We start from the raw sequence: 17,429 nt of genomic DNA on the forward strand, positions 1-17,429 counted from the left end.
CCCTCCAATAATTAGATCATTTCATCTATTATTTTTTCATTTCTACTACTAAATAATGTGAAAAATCTTTTGATTTTATTTTAATATCTTCTTCAATTACTTTTGCAGCATCACTAGCTCCCATTAGTTCTCCATTCACGATGGCATTTCCTTCTAATAAGACTAAATACGCTTGGCGATCCTTTTTCATTTCAAAAGTAATTTCTTCATTTTCATTTAATGCAAGCGAGTAAATATTTGCATCTTGGTGAATTTTAATTGGGGCACTTCCTTCAACAGGAGATACCATATGATACCATTTTCCTTCTCTCTCTTCCCAATCTGATATTAAGTCTCCGTAATTTGGAGTATGACCTGCCTTGTCAGGAATAATCCATAATTGAATTAATCTTAATAAATCCCTGCCCATATTGTGTTCACTGTGATACACACCCGTTCCTGCACTCATGTACTGAATATCACCACGTCCAATTTCATGTTTATTCCCCATACTATCAGCGTGAGTTAAATTCCCATTAATGACATATGTTATGATTTCCATATCACTATGTGGATGAGTACCGAATCCTCTGTGCGCTTTAATTAAATCATCATTTAATACTCTTAATACACCAAAGTTCATATTACTTGGATCATAATAATTTGCAAATGAAAAATGATGAATTGTTTTTAACCAACCGTGATCAGCGTGACCTAATTGTTTACTATTGATTTTTTCGAACATAGTTTATCGCTCCTTTTATTTTTATCTTTAATTCGAGATATTTATTAAAGAATTACCTACCTAGATATCGAATTAATCCATCTGTTTAATATGATAGTTTCTAAATCACCTTACCGAACTCTTAACTATATTGTATCAAAAAATATCTTCAATTCAAGATATTTTTTCGTAGAAAGTTTTCTATGGGAACCCATTAAATGAGTGATCATTTATTTGAGCTAAATGTAACAGTGTTCGATTAATTCTATAACGGAAAAATGGAAGACATAAGTTGTAGTTCACGTCATGGTACGGATTTAACAAGGTAGGATCACAGATCTTGATGAAATTGACTTAGATGATTGTTATATTTAGACGGTGAGTTAGTTTGCTACAATGTGAGATTGAAGATTTTGAACAAAAAACGTGATGAATTCCCTTTCTATAATATTTCAATTTAGGAGGGGTTAGCTGATTACCTGTTGTAATCTTATAGTTTAAAGTGTTAGCTTGCTTCACAAACAATCAACTCCTTGCTAAAATATAATTTATGTAAAATAGTAACAAAAACTGGAAATTTGGTAGTTAGAATGGAAGTTAAATATAAAGAAGAGGAAAGAATCTCATCTTTTTATTTAACTTAAATTTTAAAATTTTTTTATTTCCATGGATGTGTTTGAGAATATTTATAAGAAGGTTTTACACCTTTTTTATATGATTCTTTACTCGACCACATTTTGATATCTAATTTCATGTCATTTGAGCTATATGGAGTTGTAGTTCTAATATATTGGCCAGCGCTGGGAGTAGGATATCCTGATACAACATTAAGACCTTTTAAGGTATATGTTACTCCTGCTACATAAGCAGCTAAATCAAGAGCTAATTTATAGGGGCTTTTTTTACCTACAAATTTTATTAGTCCTATACCAGATATAATCATAAAGTGATCAGCTAAAGCTTCTTTTTTAGTTAGAGTATGTTCTGAAGTTTTGGTTTCTGGGTATGTATAAAAAGAAGTTTTTATTGTTTTTCCTTGAACATAATGTCCTCCTGCAACGATTGCTGTAATATCTACATATTGAGGACCAAATAATTTTAAGGAGATATAGTTTTGCTAAAAAATCATAAAATTTTTTCAATAATTGGTTTCTTTTTTTTACTTTTATACGGAGTGTATGTTACTAAAATATCAACAGTTAGTATTTTTAAATATTCACTAATTATCGGTATGTTTTTTTTAACTATTGATTTAGCGATTAATATATTTTTCAAAAAAAAGAAACAATAATTATGAAAAACTCTTTTTATTTAAAGGAGTTTTTTTATGTTTGAGAAGGTTGGTTTGTTGAAGAGAACAGCGTGGGCGGAAAGATTCCACCAGTGACATCGAAGCATGGAACGGAGACAAACCAACTGTTATTTATTAGTACTGGAAGGTATGATAAAATTTTCGGAATCATCTGACTTCATGTTAATAACCATCGATTTCATATCCGTATAAGCTTTTGTTGTTTTACTTAATGAATTTTGGTATTCAACAACTAAATATAAAAATCCATATGTGGCTTTGTTTGCTTATAATTTTCAATCCGATCTCGCATGGTACCAGTATGAAATTCGAACTTATGTCCATCTGGATCCGTAAAATAAATTGAATTTTTATCTCGTTTATCTCTGTCACGACCATTCAATATATTCACCTTAAGTTGAACTAATTTTTCATACATTTTTTCAAAAGAGTCTTCGTCTATTGTAAAAGCCAAATGGGTATATGAATGATGAATTTCATTTCTAGGAATAGCTTTCTCTTCATTTAATGCCAGCCACATTCCATTCAAATCAAAATAGGCTGTTGTTTTACCTTTCACTAAAAGAGTTGCATCAAATACATTTCTATAGAAGTCGATCGCTAAATCAAGATTAGATACCGAAAACAACAAATGATTGATCCCTTTTATCTCCATTTTCTCCCTCATTTCATTGCGATTTATTAATGTTTTTCTAAATCCTCCATTCAAACCATTTCCCATGACCTTCTGTTTCACCAATAACTTCTTCATGCTTTACCCCATCAATATAATAGTCAAGATGTAGCATTCGATCCCAAATATTGTTATAAAGATGAAACACATCTCTATTTTCACTAATAACTTCGATAGTTTTTAATAAACTTTGTTTTCCATCAACTGGAATTTGATTTGCAACATGTGTATGAAAAATACATAGAATTGAATCATTTGATAATTCGTTAACTACTTCTGGAAGGATTTTAATAGCGTCTGCTTCAATTAAATTGATTTCATTTTCCTTCCTACTTATAACGGCTTTTTCAAATAATTCTCTTCGTTCAAAATGCTCCGGCCAAATTAAAGCTTTTAACCACAAAAAGTCTTCTTCGCTTGATAAATCATTTATGTGTAAATCTATTCCATATCGATCAACAACTGGAGGCACTTCGTCTAATAATGGGAGGATAGTTTGGCCTTTTACTTTTACCTTTGAATCGATCAGAACATTCGATTTGATATTCCCATAAATCGTTTCGCTTGAGCTATAAGAATACTTATATTGATCCCATAATAATTGAAGTCCAGCACTAGTTCCGATTTCTATTAACGAGATTGGTTTATTAACCTTTTGATAAATGTAAGAGAAGCAAGGATAAAGATAAGCACAACGTCTAACTTCATTTGTTTGAACAATTTTCGTTTGAAGAAGCTGAATAATTTCGTTTCTAAATTTTTTACTAAAATCCTGAAAATATGGATAAGAATCTTCTATTTTTTTCGGTCCTTCTACAAGACTTGGATAGTAATCCTTCAACGGATGATGATTACCATTCATTAATAAATAATGAATTGAACCTAATAATAAATTAGGAATAGGCTGACCACCTTCCGCAAAAGAACACAAATCAAGTATCTCTTCGTCCTCTGCAATTTTTAAGGATAAATATTCATATAATCCACTAGAATTTTCACATTCATTTTTTGCAAATTGCTTAAAACGTTCCTTCAGCTGAAAATTCAAATTAATCATCCTTAATATTTTTATTTTTCAAACTTCTATTTACATAATTTTACCATAATATATAATTTCCTTATTGTACTATGCTTTGTTGATCTTTAATCTTAAAACTTTGAGGTGATTAATAATGATGTCTAGACCAAATTCAAACGAATATAACCCACACTTTAAAGGTTATATTGGACTAGTTCCTGAAGGGGACTTGCAAACTATTTTGAGGAAGCAGTTAGATGAATCAATCAGTTTTTTTAAAGCAATCTCTAAAGAAACATCCGAATATCGATATGCGGAAGGGAAATGGAGTATTAAGGAAGTTCTAGGACATTTAGTCGATACTGAAAGAATAATGTGCTATCGTCTTTTGGCAATTGCAAGAGGAGACCGTAACCCATTGCCATCGTTTGATGAGAATGCCTATAATGAAAATGCAAATTTTAATCGGCTTGAGCTAGAGAAAATTATTTATGAATATCAAACTGTTCGTCAGTCGACTTTATCTATGCTAGAAAACTTATCTAATGAAACATTAGAAAACGAGGGAAATGTTCTAAATCACCCGACGACACCTCGTGCTATTGCTTATATTATTGCAGGCCATGAGTTACATCATTTAAAAATCATTAATGAACGATATTTTTAAAATAGAAAGAGCAGGAAAATCCTTTTCCTGCTCTTCTTTGTAAGATTAAACAAATCTACTCTGTAATCGATTTACTTCTGCGATTACTTTTTCTTCATCAATTGTTAAGCTAATACGGTCTTTTACGATTGCTTTCCCATCAATGAATACATCACATACATCGCTACCACGTGCAGCGTATAGTAAGTGTGAATAGGCATTACTTAATGGTTGTAAATGTTCTTTATCAAATGGATAAATTGTAATAAAGTCTGCCTTTTTATTGGCTTCAAGTGAGCCAGTATGTCCCATTCCTATAGCTTCTGCGCCACCTCGAGTAGCCAAGGTTAATGCAGTTTGTGCTGAGAATTTCGTAGCATCTTTATACATTCCTTTTTGTAGCAGTGCAGCTATTCTCACTTCTTCAAACATGTCAAGATTGTTATTAGATGCTGTGCTATCCGTAGCTATACCTACTTTTACTCCAGCGTCTAATAAACCAACCACATCAGCAACCCCAGAACCTAACTTTAAATTACTAATTGGATTATGAGCAACTCGTACATCATATTCCTTTAGGATCGCTCTTTCTTCATCATTTAGCACTACACCGTGAGCCATTACTGTCGGCTGATTAAATACACCTAATTGACGAAGATGTTCCACAGGTCGGTTTGAATAACGAGTTTCAATATCTTGAATTTCATAATCTGTTTCAGATACATGAATGTGCATCATTAAATCATTTTCTTTTGCGATACGTGCACTTTCAATTAGAGCTTCTGGTGTACATGCATATGGGCTATGAGGTGCAACCATCGTTGTTAGACGGCCATCAGCAAACCTTTTGTAGTCTTTTGAAAATTGCTCAGCACCTTTAAGATTCAATCTTTGCTCTTCTTCTGTTCCAAAGCTAAATATTGAATATGAAAATGCTCCTCTAATGCCAGTTTCACCAATTGTCTCCATGACACTGTTTGGATCGATTCCATTAGGGTTAAACATATCTGAGAATGCTGTAGTTCCCGATTTAACCATTTCTAAAATACCAAGCTGTGCACTTACAGAAGCAATTTCCGTTGTATATTGTCTTTCGATTGGCCATATTTTAGTTTCTAACCAAGGCTTTAGCAGCATGTCATCTCCAATACCACGTAAAAGCGTCATAAGAATATGAGAATGTGTATTTACAAGTCCTGGCATTACCCATTTCCCTTGAAGATTAATTACTTGATCCGCATCCTTTTTTAACTCTTCAGAATGATTTCCGACATAAGTAATGAATTGATCTTGAACGATCATCATACCGTTTTCAAAGATTTTATTTTCTTGATCCATTGTAAAAAATGTTGCATTTATATAGACTGTTTTCATTATTTTTTCCTCCCTAGTCACTTTCATAATTGTGTGAAAATAAAAAAAATCCTGATTACGAAGAAGGATGTAAATAAAATTACATTCTTTTTCGTAATCAGGATTTTACGGTTCCTGGTAGAGACCCTCATACCATATCAATGAGGTTATACATTTTTGTATGTTGTTATATTAAAACATAATATACGATTAGTAAGTAATGTTCAAGGATTTCTATAATTTAACAAAAACTAATCGGGATTCCTCCTTTCAATATACACTCTATTCTAATTTCCCAAGTATTCTTATAATCTTATGCATTGAGTAGTCTAAATCAAGCAAGTCTTCCTCATCAAGCTGACCGATCCGTTCACAAAAAATATGATAAAAATCTTCCCATCGTTTTGTGACAACTTTTTTACCTTTTTCAGTAAGGATAATTTTTACACTTCGTTTATCATTCGGATCTTGAATTTTAAAAACATATTCTTTTTCTTCTAATTTCATAATTAATGGCGTCATTTGCTGTTTAGAAATGCTTATATTTTGAGCTAGCTCTGTAATTGAAATTCCATCTACTGTTTGAAACAATTCTTCTAGTATATGACTTTGCAAATGAGTTAGCTCGGATTGCTTATTCTTTAAAGTATTTTTAGAGCTTTGCTTGTTAAACTTATTAAAAACTAAAGGAAGTAGTTGGATAAACTTCTCTGCGATTTGATTTGGATTTGAATTCATTTTATTACAAACCTTTCTAGGAAAAATTTCTAAATTGACATATAGTAAATAAAAGTTTATTATTTGTCCGAGATATAATTCGATAATATCATAACTCAATAAATTAAGCCAAATTAATAAGTAAATAATTATTTACCATTTAACTAAAGGAGTGGTGTAGATGAATTCAACTGGATTAACTTTTGGTATCTATCCTCTTAGCGTAGCTGGTACACCTATAGGATTAGCTACTGGTCCTGATGATCATTATGAAAAAATAGCTACTGCACTTAAAGAGCTAAAAGGCAATACTAATCAGCTTTTACCAAGAATGTATGCAGTCTATATGGGACCAGAAACAGAAGAAAAAGTATTTAACGCTCTAAATCGATATAAAAAAGCAGGTTTATTAGGTGATTTAACAATTGGCTGCCTCATGGATCCAAGTCTATCTCTAGATTATTGGTTAGATTTTGTTCGTAAAGTAATTAAAGAGTATGGCACCTTCCTTGATTCAATTCAAATCACGAATGAACCTAATTTATCATTTATGGATGGCTCCAAACCATATGTATTAGAAGCGCTTGTACAAGGCGTTCTAACTGTAAAAGTAGAAATTGAAAAAAGCAATTTACCTATTAAAGTTGGATTTGGCTCAGTTCCTGAGGGAGAAAAGACAGTTCCACATTTTTGGGAAAATTTAATAAAAATTGGTGGGGACGAATTCATTCAATCAATTGATTATGTAGGTCATAATTTTTATGTTGATGTATTTGAGGAACCATTAAAAATTGAGGAAGTTGCTGTTTCAGTAGAAAACATACTACGTAAATTTCGAGAAATATTGGATCGTAATGGTTTCCCGTCAACTCTTCCAATCCACATTACAGAGAATGGATGGCCTACCGGCAAAAATCCATTTATACAAATCGAAAGGTCATATGAGCAACAATCAATCGTACTTGAGGTAATTATTCGAACAGTCTATTCACTGCGTCAGGAATTAAATATTACTCATTATGAATTTTTTGGTTTAAGGGATGCTGATAGTTCAAAAGACGACCTATTTCATCAATTTGGTATTATGAAGGATGATTATACGATTAAGCCTGCTTATCTCACCTTTAAAAAATTAATAAATGAATTAAGCGAGTAAAATCAATTACTTCTAAAAATTTGAATGAAGTTAGTCAATTCGTTAAGACTAAAACAACGAGAGTTTCACTTACTTTCTACTATATATATGGAGGTAATAAAATTGAGCAAAAAAAATAACCCCATCAGAAATGAAGAGCAAATGAAAATACAAGCAGACCTTAATAATCTCGATCCAGGCCATTCTGTGGATGAGCACCGTAAAATTGAAACAGCTAATATAATGTTAGCTGGAGAAGAAATCAGACAGCAAAATGAAAATCTATAAAAGAAATCCCTCAAAAGGTTATTTTGAGGGATTTCTTTATGTACATAAAAAGTTAGCTTGTATTTCGAGACGCAAGTAATAAGCACCGAAGAAAGCGAGCGTTTGTCAACAGTCTGAAACCCCTCGAATGTTTATAACGACATTCCCCTTCTTATGCCCTTTTTCTACGTATCGATGTGCTTCAACAATTTGTTCAAGCGGGTACTGTCGATCAATAACAGCTTTTAATTTATCCGCTTCAATAAGTGCTTTTATATAGTTTAAATCTTCATAGTTCATATTCGCTACACCAAGAATGGTTTTTTTATTACTAATTATATTACTCCATATAGCTTGAAAATAAACTGAAAGCTTCCATACTGCACTTAATAAATAGACCCCGTCCTTGTTAAGCAATCTTTTACAATTAGGAAAGGAGCTTTTACCTACCGTATCAAAAATAATGTCATAAGTTTTCTTACTCTTAGCAAAATCTTCATTTGTATAATCAATTACTTCATTTGCGCCTAAAGCCCTTACCAATTCTAAATTTGATGTACTACATAATGCGGTAACTTCGGTACCAAAATATTTAGCTAACTGAATTGCATATGTTCCAACACTTCCTGAAGCACCATAAATAAGTACTTTTTGTCCATTTTGAATAATACTTCTCCTTAGAAAGTGTAATGCAGTAAGCGCCCCAACAGGTACAGCTGCAGCTTGCTCAAAGGACATATTTATTGGTTTTTTAGCTAGAACACCTTCTTCATGTAAAGAGATATATTCAGCATTAGCTCCAAAAGTAAATCCACTATATCCAAAAACTTGATCACCTGTTTTAAAATTTCTTACGTTTTTGCCAACTGTGACAATTTCTCCTGCAAGCTCACAACCTGGTATTTGATTTTTCGGCTTAGTGAGGCCAAACATAAGTCGTGAAGGTAGCCAATACATAAAAGGAAAATCGGAGCTTCGAAGTTTTACATCTCCTGCGGTTACAGTTGTTGCGTGTATTTTAATTAATACCTCATCATCTTTTATTTTTGGTTTTTCAACTTCTGTTGTTTGAAGAACTTCTGGTGGACCATATTTTGTACATATAATCGCTTTCATAGGTTCCTCCATTACAAACTTTAATTGAGTCATTTAAACCTATGAAAAATGATTTTTAAGTATACCTATATGTAGAATAAAACAGTGTGAATCTAACTAAACAAAAAAGACTGAATATAGCATATGCCATATTCAGCCTTAATCATTTATTATAGACCTGCTTCAGTTTTTAAAACTTCTGCTTTATCAGTACGCTCCCAAGGAAGATCGATATCTGTACGGCCAAAGTGACCATAAGCAGCAGTTTGTTTGTAAATTGGACGACGTAGGTCAAGCATTTTAATAATTCCAGCTGGACGTAGGTCGAAGTTGTTGCGAATTACTTCAACTAATTTTTCTTCAGAAACTTTACCTGTACCAAAAGTATCAATAGCGATTGAAACTGGTTTAGCTACACCAATTGCATATGCTAATTGAACTTCAGCTTTATCAGCTAAGCCAGCAGCTACGATGTTTTTCGCAACGTAACGTGCAGCGTAAGCAGCAGAACGGTCAACTTTAGTTGCATCTTTACCAGAGAATGCGCCACCACCGTGACGAGCATATCCACCGTAAGTATCAACAATAATTTTACGACCTGTTAAACCAGCATCCCCTTGAGGTCCACCGATTACGAAACGACCTGTTGGGTTGATAAAGAATTTTGTGTTTTCATCAATTAACTCAGCTGGTACAACTGGTTTAATTACAAGTTCTTTAATATCATTTTCAATTTGAGCTTGAGTAGCTTCTGGACCATGTTGTGTTGATACAACAATTGCATCTATACGAACTGGTTTGTTGTTTTCATCATACTCAACTGTTACTTGAGTTTTACCGTCTGGACGTAAGTAAGAAACTGTTTCATTTTTTCTAACTTCAGTTAAACGGCGAGCAATTTTGTGAGATAATGAAATTGGAAGTGGCATTAATTCAGGTGTTTCATTTACAGCAAAACCGAACATTAAACCTTGGTCTCCTGCACCGATTGCTTCAATTTCTTCATCTGTCATGCTACCTTCACGAGCTTCTAACGCTTGGTCTACACCTAGAGCGATATCTGCTGATTGCTCATCGATAGAAGTTAAAACTGCACATGTATCTGCATCAAATCCGTATTTTGCACGGTCATAACCGATTTCACGGATTGTTTCGCGAACGATTTTTGGGATATCTACATAAGTAGAAGTTGTAATTTCACCTGCAACAAGTACTAAACCTGTTGTAACTGAAGTTTCCGCTGCTACACGAGCATTCGGATCATTTGCTAAAATTGCATCAAGAATTGAATCTGAGATTTGGTCACAGATTTTATCTGGATGTCCTTCTGTAACTGATTCTGAAGTAAATAAACGACGTTGTGACATTGAGTCCCCTCCTAAATTGAATGTGACGGATCTCTTTTTTCTCAACATAAGAATAAAAAGTTTGTTCCTATTCCTATGTTTCCCATTTAAGATAAAGATAACTCAGTGTAAATTACGAAATTGCCACTGTATTTAAGTTTTGAGCAAAAAAAAAGCCTTCCTCTTATCAAATATTACATGAGGAAAGGGTTCTTGGTTATTTGCCTTTCGCTCTTATCGTCCAAGACATAAAAAAAGTCTTGCATCAGGTTCAGCACCTTTCACTAAAAGTGAGGTTGCTGGGCTTCGTAGGGCCTGTATCCCTCCACCTACTCGGGATAAGAGAGTATCCGTATGAAAAGTATCATATTAAAATTTCACTTTCTTGTCAACAATTTTCATCATAACTTAAACATAATTCTACAATAACTTTATCTCTACATTCATTTCTATTTAATGGGAAATTACTAATTATTATACTTACATTTAAATAACCTACTTCATTTAATAAGTAAATTTTACTCAAATTTATTTTTTAATCAAATTCATAACACATTTTGCCAACTAATAGTATACACTATTAAAATAAATGTGTTATACTATTTATCGAGATACCTACATGGCAGACAAATTATATTTAAAGGATGGTATTAGTATATGAAGACAGTTGATGTAAACTTTGAATTAAACGAATTACTTACTAGTAATCAAGTGTATAACCAACTAAGCGTTTCGGAGTTAGTTGAAAAAGTCCTAACAAGACAAGAAGGAATTTTAACGTCAACAGGAGCAGTAAGCGTTTCAACAGGCAAATATACTGGACGTTCACCTAAAGATAAATTTATTGTTCAAGAGGCATCTGTTGAAAATTTAATCGATTGGGGTTCAGTAAATCAACCAATCTCTGCTGACGTATTCGAAAAATTATATAGCAAAGTACTTAACTACTTAAAAGATCGTAACGAATTATTCTTATTTAAAGGATTTGCTGGTGCTGACACGGAGTATCGTTTACCTATCCAAGTAATTAACGAATTTGCATGGCACAACTTATTTGCTCATCAATTATTTATTCGCCCAACTGAGCAAGAGCTTCAAACTCATGAAGCAGAATTTACAATTGTTTCTGCTCCAACATTTAAAGCAGACCCAGTAGTTGATGGAACAAATTCAGAGGCATTTGTTATTGTATCATTTGAAAAGAAAATTATCTTAATTGGTGGAACGGAATATGCTGGAGAAATGAAAAAATCTATTTTCTCAATCATGAATTTCCTATTACCACAAAATAATGTTTTACCAATGCACTGTTCTGCTAACGTAGGTAGCGAAGGCGATGTAGCATTATTCTTTGGACTTTCAGGAACTGGTAAAACTACATTATCTGCAGATGCAGACCGTAAGTTAATCGGTGATGATGAGCACGGCTGGTCAGATAATGGTGTATTCAATATTGAAGGCGGTTGCTACGCTAAATGTATCAATTTAACATTTGAAAAAGAGCCACAAATTTTCTCTGCAATTAAATTTGGTACAGTGTTAGAAAATGTTGTTGTTAAATCTGATAGCCGTTTAGCTGACTATGATGATACAACTTTAACAGAAAATACTCGTGCTGCATACCCAATGCAAGCAATTCAAAATATCATTGAGCCAAGTGTTGCTGGTCATCCGCATGCAATTATCTTTTTAACAGCTGATGCATTTGGAGTATTACCTCCAATCAGTAAACTAACAAAAGAGCAAGCTATGTACCACTTCTTAAGTGGATTTACTAGTAAATTAGCAGGTACTGAGCGTGGCGTTACTTCTCCACAAGTAACATTCTCAACATGTTTCGGATCACCATTCTTACCGCTTCCAGCTGTAGAATATGCAAAAATGCTTGGTGAAAAAATTGAAAAACATAATGTAAATGTATTCTTAGTAAACACTGGTTGGACTGGTGGAGAATATGGCGTTGGTAAACGTATGAATCTTTCTTACACAAGAGCAATGGTTCACGCTGCACTTGAAGGTGATTTAAACAATATTGAGACTACACAAGATGAGTTTTTCGGTTTAGCAATTCCAACTCATGTACCTGGTGTACCTGATAGCGTATTAGTTCCTTCAACTACTTGGGAAGACAAATCAGCTTATGATCAAAAAGCTCTTGAATTAGTAACTAAATTTAAAGAAAACTTCAAAAAATTTGAAGGCTTTGATGCTAAATTAGCTGAACTTGGTGGACCTTTAAAATAATCTAATAAAGTAAAATGTAAGGGCTGTCCAATAAGTCGGAATTTATGACTTTTTGGCAGCCTTTTTTTATTTAACAACCAGATTACTCATTAAAAGGAAATTTTTTACATTTGAAGAATAAGATTAATATAATATTGAATTTGACTGAATATCATTAATACTCACCAGTTATTTTATCGAATTAAATGGAGGATTTTAATGAGATCAATAAAGTTATTAACTCTGATTTTTTCATTTACTGCAATTTTATTAACTACCTATTTTTTAATTAATACTGGTACCTCGTCTCAAAAATTAGATAAGCATGATTCACAAACATCTAAAGAAAGTGAGCCGAATATTGAATCTTTATCCAAAAGATATTTTGAAATAACAAATTCCGACAATCAATTACTTTATGGAGTTGAATATTATTTGGTCGTATCAGTACCAGAACGTTTTAAAAACCATATAAAAAATGGTCGAATAGAAATAGAACTACCTAAAAAAGTCCAATCAATATTTGGTGTCAATATTGAAGAAATAAATAATAATGAAGTATATGAAATCATAAATAGTAGAGCCGTTTTTGATCTCAATAGTTCTATTGCTACTTCAAATATGACAATAGATCAAAAAAATACTATTAAAAATAATAATGATTTCTACACTATAAAAATATATTCTAATAAAAATAAATTAATAAAAAGCGATGTTATAAAGGTACAAAATTTTAATAAGAATTGAAAAAATTACATTAAAAAAATGAGCCGAAGATTGGCTCATTTTTTATTTTTTATCAAATATAATTAGGATCTTATTTTTCAGCAGGTCTATTCCCCATAGAAATAGAAATACGATTCCAACTGTTAATTTGATTGATTATGAATACAAGGTTTACGTATTCTTCTTCGCTAAAGTGTTTACTTACACGATTATATAGTTCTTCAGAAACACCTTTATTCGAAATTTGTGTAATATGCTCTGTTAACTCTAAAGCTGCTTTTTCTGCATCTGTGTAAAAATCGCAATCACTCCATGCACTAATACAGTATAAACGTTGTTCCGTTTCTCCTATTTCTCTCGCTTCAGAAGTATGCATGTCAAGGCAAAATGCACAACCATTTATTTGTGAAGCGCGAATTTTGATAAGTTCACGAAGTTTATGGTCTATATCAGTTGCTTTAATAAACTTTTCCATTTCCATCATTATTTTAAGTGCTGCTGGTGCTAATTTTGAATAATTAATTTGTTTTTCCATTTTAATTCCCCCTAAAAAAGTTAATTCTAAAAATAATTGAATTAATTGTAGTTTTTGGAAAAAATAAATTAGCGATAAGTTCAATCGCCGATTTATATTATCTATATTAAATCGTTTATTTCATTATGTCAAACTACTTTTAACTTTGAATTGCTCCTAAAAGTAAATGTTTGACAAAGAAATAAAACATTTCTAAGATTAATTAAAAATAATCTCATTTATGAAGAAGGTGTTTTAATGCAGTATAGCGTTGGAGTTGAGTATGCACTTCATTGCCTTGTTTATTTAATTGACACTCCTGAAGATTCTCCGATTGGAATAAAGGACCTATCCTTCTTTCAAGGTGTTTCAGATACATATCTTTCAAAGATTTTTAGTAAGCTTTCTAAAGCTGGTATTGTCAGTTCAGTTCCAGGAGTTAAAGGTGGTTTTAAACTAGCTAAATCCCCAGAAGAAATTTCTTTTTGGGATGTAATTGAAGCAATTGAAGGTTCTAAGCCAATATTTCAATGTAAAAATATTAAAGATAACGGCTATCTTATTAGAGAAAAAGGTTGTACTCCAAGTGCCACCTGCACGATCAATTTAGTCATGCTCTCTGCCGAAGAAAAAATGCATGAGTATTTACGTAGTAAAACTCTGTCATGGTTAAACAAAGAATTAGAAAGTGTTTTGCCCAACGAAATACGTGAAGATACTCGAAAATATTTTTCAAAGAATAGATAAAAACCTCTCTAATTTCCTAAAAAAGGAAGTAAGAGAGGTTTTTCTTTGTTCAAGCACATCAGATAACTCATATGTAACCGAGCGATTTTAGCACATTTTACTCCGCATTCACCCATTTTCTCCTATTGCATAGGCTAATTGTATAGTTTCGATTAGGAGGGATTAAATGAAAATCAAATGGCTCGTTATTTTGTTTTTATTAGTTGCTTCTATTTTAGGTGCATGTTCGAAAGATAAACCTAAAGATGGTACCACAAAGGTTAGAGTTGCAGAAGTGACGCATTCATTATTTTATGCACCTCAGTATGTGGCCATTAGTGAAGGAATCTTCAAAAAGCATGGATTGGATGTTGAAATAACAACTACTGCTGGTGGAGATAAAACGATGACTGCTGTATTGTCAAACGGTGCAGATATAGGATTAGTTGGGCCAGAAACAACTATATATGTATACGCTCAAGGTGCAAATGACCCAGTAAAAAGCTTTGCCCAATTGACTCAAACTGATGGAACATTTCTAGTAGCTAGAAATCAAACTGTACCATTTAATTGGGATCAACTAAGAGACAAAACATTTTTAGGTCAAAGAAAAGGTGGAATGCCACAAATGGTTGGCGAATACGTCCTGAGTAAACATGGGATCGATCCACATAAAGATTTGAACCTTATTCAGAATATTGACTTCGCAAATATCGCGAATGCATATGCTTCAGGTACTGGAGAGTATGTTCAATTGTTTGAACCTACAGCAAGTATTATGGAAAAAGAAGGCAGAGGTAAAATCGTTGCTTCATTCGGCTTGGAGTCTGGAAAAGTTCCTTACACTGCTTTTATAGCAAAAGAAAGTTATTTGAAGAAGAATGCGAATACAGCTCAAAAGTTTACAGATGCAATTTATGAAGCTGAACAATGGGTTGATACTCATTCTGCAGAAGAGATTGCAAAAAGTGTTTCACCATTCTTTAAAGATACGCCTTTAGACATTTCAATAAAAGTTATTGATCGTTATAAGTCTCAAAATTCTTATTCAACAAATCCAATATTAGAAGAAGATGAGTGGAATAATCTTCAAAAGATTATGAAGAACTCTGGTGTATTACCAAAAGAAGTTCCACACTCAGTTTTAGTTGATACAAAATTTGCCGAAAAATCTACGGAGAAGTAGTTGGTTAACAAAATGAGTTATCTAACAGTTAATGATATTTCTCATGTATTTTTATCGAAGGAAAAGGCAATTAAAATATTGGATGGCTTAACGTTTGAAGTTGAAAAAGGTGAATTTGTATCTGTATTAGGCCCAAGTGGCTGTGGAAAAAGCACACTTTTATCGATTATTTCCTCATTGCTTACACCATATGATGGTTCAGTGAAGTTTAAAGGGAAGCCTTATGATATAAAATCGGGAGAAATTGGTTACATGCTTCAGCATGACTATTTATTCCCTTGGAAAACAATTAAAGAAAATATTTTTCTAGGTCTTCAGATTCTAGATAAGGATACCGAAGAAAATAAAAATCGAACGCTAGAATTGTTAAATGAAGTTGGATTAAAGGATTATGAAAATGCGTACCCAAGAGAATTATCAGGTGGGATGAGACAACGCGTTGCCTTAGTGAGAACTCTTTCAACAAGCCCTTCGATTGTATTATTAGATGAACCATTTTCCGCTCTAGACTATCAAAATAAAGTAAAACTTGAAGAATTAGTTTTCAACTTATTTAAGAAGTTAAATACTACTGCTATCTTAGTAACACATGACATTGAAGAAGCGGTAGCTATGTGTGATCGGGTTATTACGCTAACAAATGCTCCTACAAAAATATCAAAAATTTTCAATTTACCAGAAGAATTACGTGTTCGCTCTCCTTTTGAAACACGACACCAATCACTCTTTTCTTCTTATGTTTCTGCGATTTGGAAGGAGTTGGAGAAACGTGGATAAAGTAAATGACGAACTAAAATCCTATCACACTAGTATCGTCAAAAAAAATCGCCGTAAAAAGCTACTCATATTTTTCTTCCAACTATTAATTATTATTATCTTTTTTATAGCTTGGGAGCTTTTAAGTCATCGAAAACTAATTGATCCATTATTGTTTAGTTCACCTACTAAGATTTACGATTTACTCATCGCAAAATTGGGAGATGGCTCCATTTACCATGATGCTATGACTACAATCACTGAAACACTCGTTGGATTTATTTTAGGCACAATTATCGGGATCATTCTAGCAATCATTCTTTGGTGGTATCCATTTGCCTCAAAGGTACTTGATCCATTTTTAGTAGTCTTTAATGCCATGCCAAAAGTCGCGCTTGGTCCAATCATCATTGTAATATTCGGCCCCTCATATTCGTCCATAATTGCCATGGGGATCATAATAAGTTTTGTCATAACAGCGCTGGTTATTTATCAAGCCTTCTTACAGGTAGATGAAAATTATGTAAAAGTCATTAAAAGTTTTGGAGCTACAAAAACTCAAATCTTTAAAAATGTTATTTTTCCTGCTAGTATACCTACCGTCATTTCAACATTAAAAGTAAATGTCGGATTAGCTTGGGTAGGAGTGATTGTCGGAGAGTTCTTAGTTTCAAAAAACGGACTTGGCTATTTAATCGTTTATGGCTTCCAAGTATTTAATTTCACTCTTGTTCTAATGAGTGTATTAATCATAAGTGTATGTGCTGCTTTGATGTATATTATTGTTGAATATATTGAGAGAAAAACAATAAAGAAATAATTTGGTTTAATATGACTTAAAGCTCACTTACTATAGTGAGCTTTCTCTTTGTTGAAAAACAACTTTTCAATTAATTATCAAATTTTCATAAAAGGAGTAGAGTAATGTTGATTTCCATTACAGGATGCTCGCTTTCCATGGGGCGAGATTCTTTCGCCTCCTCGGCAAGCCTGTGGGGTCTCAGCCTTTCCGCTTATCCCATAGGAGTCGAGC

General features: G+C 32.7%; 18 protein-coding genes and 2 riboswitches. Of the genes, 9 read left to right on the top strand and 9 right to left on the bottom strand.

Going from position 1 to position 17,429, the window contains the following annotated elements; all coding sequences use genetic code 11:
• Window positions 1–28 precede the first annotated feature (28 nt).
• The 4 genes from COJ46_RS24010 to COJ46_RS24025 all read right to left on the bottom strand — a co-directional run bounded on the left by COJ46_RS24010 (window position 29) and on the right by COJ46_RS24025 (window position 3,742).
• Window positions 29–724, bottom strand: coding sequence for a pirin family protein (locus COJ46_RS24010; protein WP_098566416.1), 696 nt, complete (start codon window positions 722–724; stop codon window positions 29–31).
• Between the two features lie 637 nt (window positions 725–1,361).
• Window positions 1,362–1,646: a hypothetical protein gene (locus COJ46_RS24015; RefSeq protein ID WP_098566417.1), complete on the bottom strand. Its 285-nt coding sequence runs from the start codon at window positions 1,644–1,646 to the stop codon at window positions 1,362–1,364.
• Window positions 1,647–2,247: 601 nt separating this feature from the next.
• Window positions 2,248–2,670 carry a metallothiol transferase FosB gene (gene fosB, locus COJ46_RS24020; RefSeq protein ID WP_098566424.1) on the bottom strand — a complete coding sequence of 141 codons (423 nt, stop codon included), beginning with the start codon at window positions 2,668–2,670 and terminating at the stop codon, window positions 2,248–2,250.
• 37 nt (window positions 2,671–2,707) lie between these two features.
• Window positions 2,708–3,742, bottom strand: coding sequence for a DUF2332 domain-containing protein (locus COJ46_RS24025; RefSeq protein ID WP_483295511.1), 1,035 nt, complete (start codon window positions 3,740–3,742; stop codon window positions 2,708–2,710).
• Window positions 3,743–3,863: 121 nt separating this feature from the next.
• Between COJ46_RS24025 and COJ46_RS24030 the strand changes: the two genes are divergently transcribed.
• Window positions 3,864–4,373 (top strand): DinB family protein, encoded by a 510-nt coding sequence (locus COJ46_RS24030; RefSeq protein WP_286145543.1) that lies wholly within the window; start codon window positions 3,864–3,866, stop codon window positions 4,371–4,373.
• Between the two features lie 45 nt (window positions 4,374–4,418).
• On the opposite strand, the gene COJ46_RS24035 is transcribed toward COJ46_RS24030, so the two are convergent.
• Together COJ46_RS24035 and COJ46_RS24040 are read right to left on the bottom strand one after the other, a co-directional pair.
• Window positions 4,419–5,726: an amidohydrolase family protein gene (locus tag COJ46_RS24035; RefSeq protein ID WP_097979301.1), complete on the bottom strand. Its 1,308-nt coding sequence runs from the start codon at window positions 5,724–5,726 to the stop codon at window positions 4,419–4,421.
• A gap of 74 nt (window positions 5,727–5,800) precedes the next feature.
• Window positions 5,801–5,900, bottom strand: a riboswitch (purine riboswitch).
• An 87-nt stretch (window positions 5,901–5,987) separates the two neighbouring features.
• Window positions 5,988–6,443 (bottom strand): MarR family winged helix-turn-helix transcriptional regulator, encoded by a 456-nt coding sequence (locus tag COJ46_RS24040; RefSeq protein WP_098566420.1) that lies wholly within the window; start codon window positions 6,441–6,443, stop codon window positions 5,988–5,990.
• 160 nt (window positions 6,444–6,603) lie between these two features.
• On the opposite strand from COJ46_RS24040, the gene COJ46_RS24045 reads away from it, so the two are divergent.
• Both COJ46_RS24045 and COJ46_RS24745 read left to right on the top strand, forming a co-directional pair.
• Window positions 6,604–7,578: a hypothetical protein gene (locus COJ46_RS24045; protein WP_098566421.1), complete on the top strand. Its 975-nt coding sequence runs from the start codon at window positions 6,604–6,606 to the stop codon at window positions 7,576–7,578.
• A 102-nt stretch (window positions 7,579–7,680) separates the two neighbouring features.
• A complete protein-coding gene (locus tag COJ46_RS24745) occupies window positions 7,681–7,845 on the top strand; it encodes a hypothetical protein (RefSeq protein WP_176522696.1) in 165 nt (54 codons plus the stop codon).
• Window positions 7,846–7,950: 105 nt separating this feature from the next.
• Here COJ46_RS24745 and COJ46_RS24050 read toward each other — a convergent pair whose 3' ends face one another.
• Both COJ46_RS24050 and metK read right to left on the bottom strand, forming a co-directional pair.
• Window positions 7,951–8,940 (bottom strand): NAD(P)-dependent alcohol dehydrogenase, encoded by a 990-nt coding sequence (locus COJ46_RS24050; protein ID WP_097979304.1) that lies wholly within the window; start codon window positions 8,938–8,940, stop codon window positions 7,951–7,953.
• A 149-nt stretch (window positions 8,941–9,089) separates the two neighbouring features.
• Window positions 9,090–10,286 carry a methionine adenosyltransferase gene (gene metK, locus COJ46_RS24055; RefSeq protein ID WP_056473295.1) on the bottom strand — a complete coding sequence of 399 codons (1,197 nt, stop codon included), beginning with the start codon at window positions 10,284–10,286 and terminating at the stop codon, window positions 9,090–9,092.
• Window positions 10,287–10,496: 210 nt separating this feature from the next.
• Window positions 10,497–10,610: riboswitch (SAM riboswitch) on the bottom strand.
• Between the two features lie 312 nt (window positions 10,611–10,922).
• On the opposite strand from metK, the gene pckA reads away from it, so the two are divergent.
• Together pckA and COJ46_RS24065 are read left to right on the top strand one after the other, a co-directional pair.
• Window positions 10,923–12,509, top strand: a complete 1,587-nt coding sequence (gene pckA / locus COJ46_RS24060) for a phosphoenolpyruvate carboxykinase (ATP) (protein ID WP_097979305.1) — start codon at window positions 10,923–10,925, stop codon at window positions 12,507–12,509.
• A gap of 198 nt (window positions 12,510–12,707) precedes the next feature.
• Window positions 12,708–13,235, top strand: a complete 528-nt coding sequence (locus COJ46_RS24065; RefSeq protein WP_097979306.1) for a hypothetical protein — start codon at window positions 12,708–12,710, stop codon at window positions 13,233–13,235.
• 70 nt (window positions 13,236–13,305) lie between these two features.
• Here COJ46_RS24065 and COJ46_RS24070 read toward each other — a convergent pair whose 3' ends face one another.
• Window positions 13,306–13,749: a carboxymuconolactone decarboxylase family protein gene (locus COJ46_RS24070; protein ID WP_097979307.1), complete on the bottom strand. Its 444-nt coding sequence runs from the start codon at window positions 13,747–13,749 to the stop codon at window positions 13,306–13,308.
• A 237-nt stretch (window positions 13,750–13,986) separates the two neighbouring features.
• Here COJ46_RS24070 and COJ46_RS24075 point away from each other — a divergent pair, with 237 nt between their 5' ends.
• The 4 genes from COJ46_RS24075 to COJ46_RS24090 all read left to right on the top strand — a co-directional run bounded on the left by COJ46_RS24075 (window position 13,987) and on the right by COJ46_RS24090 (window position 17,216).
• On the top strand, window positions 13,987–14,475 hold the full coding sequence (locus COJ46_RS24075; RefSeq protein WP_097979308.1) for an RrF2 family transcriptional regulator: 489 nt from the start codon (window positions 13,987–13,989) through the stop codon (window positions 14,473–14,475).
• Between the two features lie 172 nt (window positions 14,476–14,647).
• Window positions 14,648–15,640 carry an ABC transporter substrate-binding protein gene (locus COJ46_RS24080; RefSeq protein WP_420488342.1) on the top strand — a complete coding sequence of 331 codons (993 nt, stop codon included), beginning with the start codon at window positions 14,648–14,650 and terminating at the stop codon, window positions 15,638–15,640.
• A gap of 12 nt (window positions 15,641–15,652) precedes the next feature.
• On the top strand, window positions 15,653–16,417 hold the full coding sequence (locus COJ46_RS24085) for an ABC transporter ATP-binding protein (RefSeq protein ID WP_097979331.1): 765 nt from the start codon (window positions 15,653–15,655) through the stop codon (window positions 16,415–16,417).
• On the top strand, window positions 16,410–17,216 hold the full coding sequence (locus tag COJ46_RS24090) for an ABC transporter permease (RefSeq protein WP_286133697.1): 807 nt from the start codon (window positions 16,410–16,412) through the stop codon (window positions 17,214–17,216). The genes COJ46_RS24085 and COJ46_RS24090 overlap by 8 nt, the downstream gene beginning before the upstream one ends.
• The last annotated feature ends 213 nt before the right edge of the window (window positions 17,217–17,429 follow it).

The sequence above is a fragment of the Bacillus sp. AFS077874 genome, assembly GCF_002566505.1.
Lineage (GTDB): Bacteria > Bacillota > Bacilli > Bacillales > Bacillaceae_G > Gottfriedia.

Excerpts from the sequence above, each read along its gene's own strand:
- COJ46_RS24010 (WP_098566416.1), bottom strand. The coding sequence starts at position 724 with ATGTTCGAAAAAATCAATAGTAAACAATTAGGTCACGCTGATCACGGT.
- COJ46_RS24015 (WP_098566417.1), bottom strand. The coding sequence starts at position 1,646 with ATGATTATATCTGGTATAGGACTAATAAAATTTGTAGGTAAAAAAAGC.
- fosB (WP_098566424.1), bottom strand. The coding sequence starts at position 2,670 with ATGGAGATAAAAGGGATCAATCATTTGTTGTTTTCGGTATCTAATCTT.
- COJ46_RS24030 (WP_286145543.1), top strand. The coding sequence starts at position 3,864 with ATGTCTAGACCAAATTCAAACGAATATAACCCACACTTTAAAGGTTAT.
- COJ46_RS24035 (WP_097979301.1), bottom strand. The coding sequence starts at position 5,726 with ATGAAAACAGTCTATATAAATGCAACATTTTTTACAATGGATCAAGAA.
- COJ46_RS24040 (WP_098566420.1), bottom strand. The coding sequence starts at position 6,443 with ATGAATTCAAATCCAAATCAAATCGCAGAGAAGTTTATCCAACTACTT.
- COJ46_RS24045 (WP_098566421.1), top strand. The coding sequence starts at position 6,604 with ATGAATTCAACTGGATTAACTTTTGGTATCTATCCTCTTAGCGTAGCT.
- COJ46_RS24050 (WP_097979304.1), bottom strand. The coding sequence starts at position 8,940 with ATGAAAGCGATTATATGTACAAAATATGGTCCACCAGAAGTTCTTCAA.
- metK (WP_056473295.1), bottom strand. The coding sequence starts at position 10,286 with ATGTCACAACGTCGTTTATTTACTTCAGAATCAGTTACAGAAGGACAT.
- pckA (WP_097979305.1), top strand. The coding sequence starts at position 10,923 with ATGAAGACAGTTGATGTAAACTTTGAATTAAACGAATTACTTACTAGT.
- COJ46_RS24065 (WP_097979306.1), top strand. The coding sequence starts at position 12,708 with ATGAGATCAATAAAGTTATTAACTCTGATTTTTTCATTTACTGCAATT.
- COJ46_RS24070 (WP_097979307.1), bottom strand. The coding sequence starts at position 13,749 with ATGGAAAAACAAATTAATTATTCAAAATTAGCACCAGCAGCACTTAAA.
- COJ46_RS24075 (WP_097979308.1), top strand. The coding sequence starts at position 13,987 with ATGCAGTATAGCGTTGGAGTTGAGTATGCACTTCATTGCCTTGTTTAT.
- COJ46_RS24085 (WP_097979331.1), top strand. The coding sequence starts at position 15,653 with ATGAGTTATCTAACAGTTAATGATATTTCTCATGTATTTTTATCGAAG.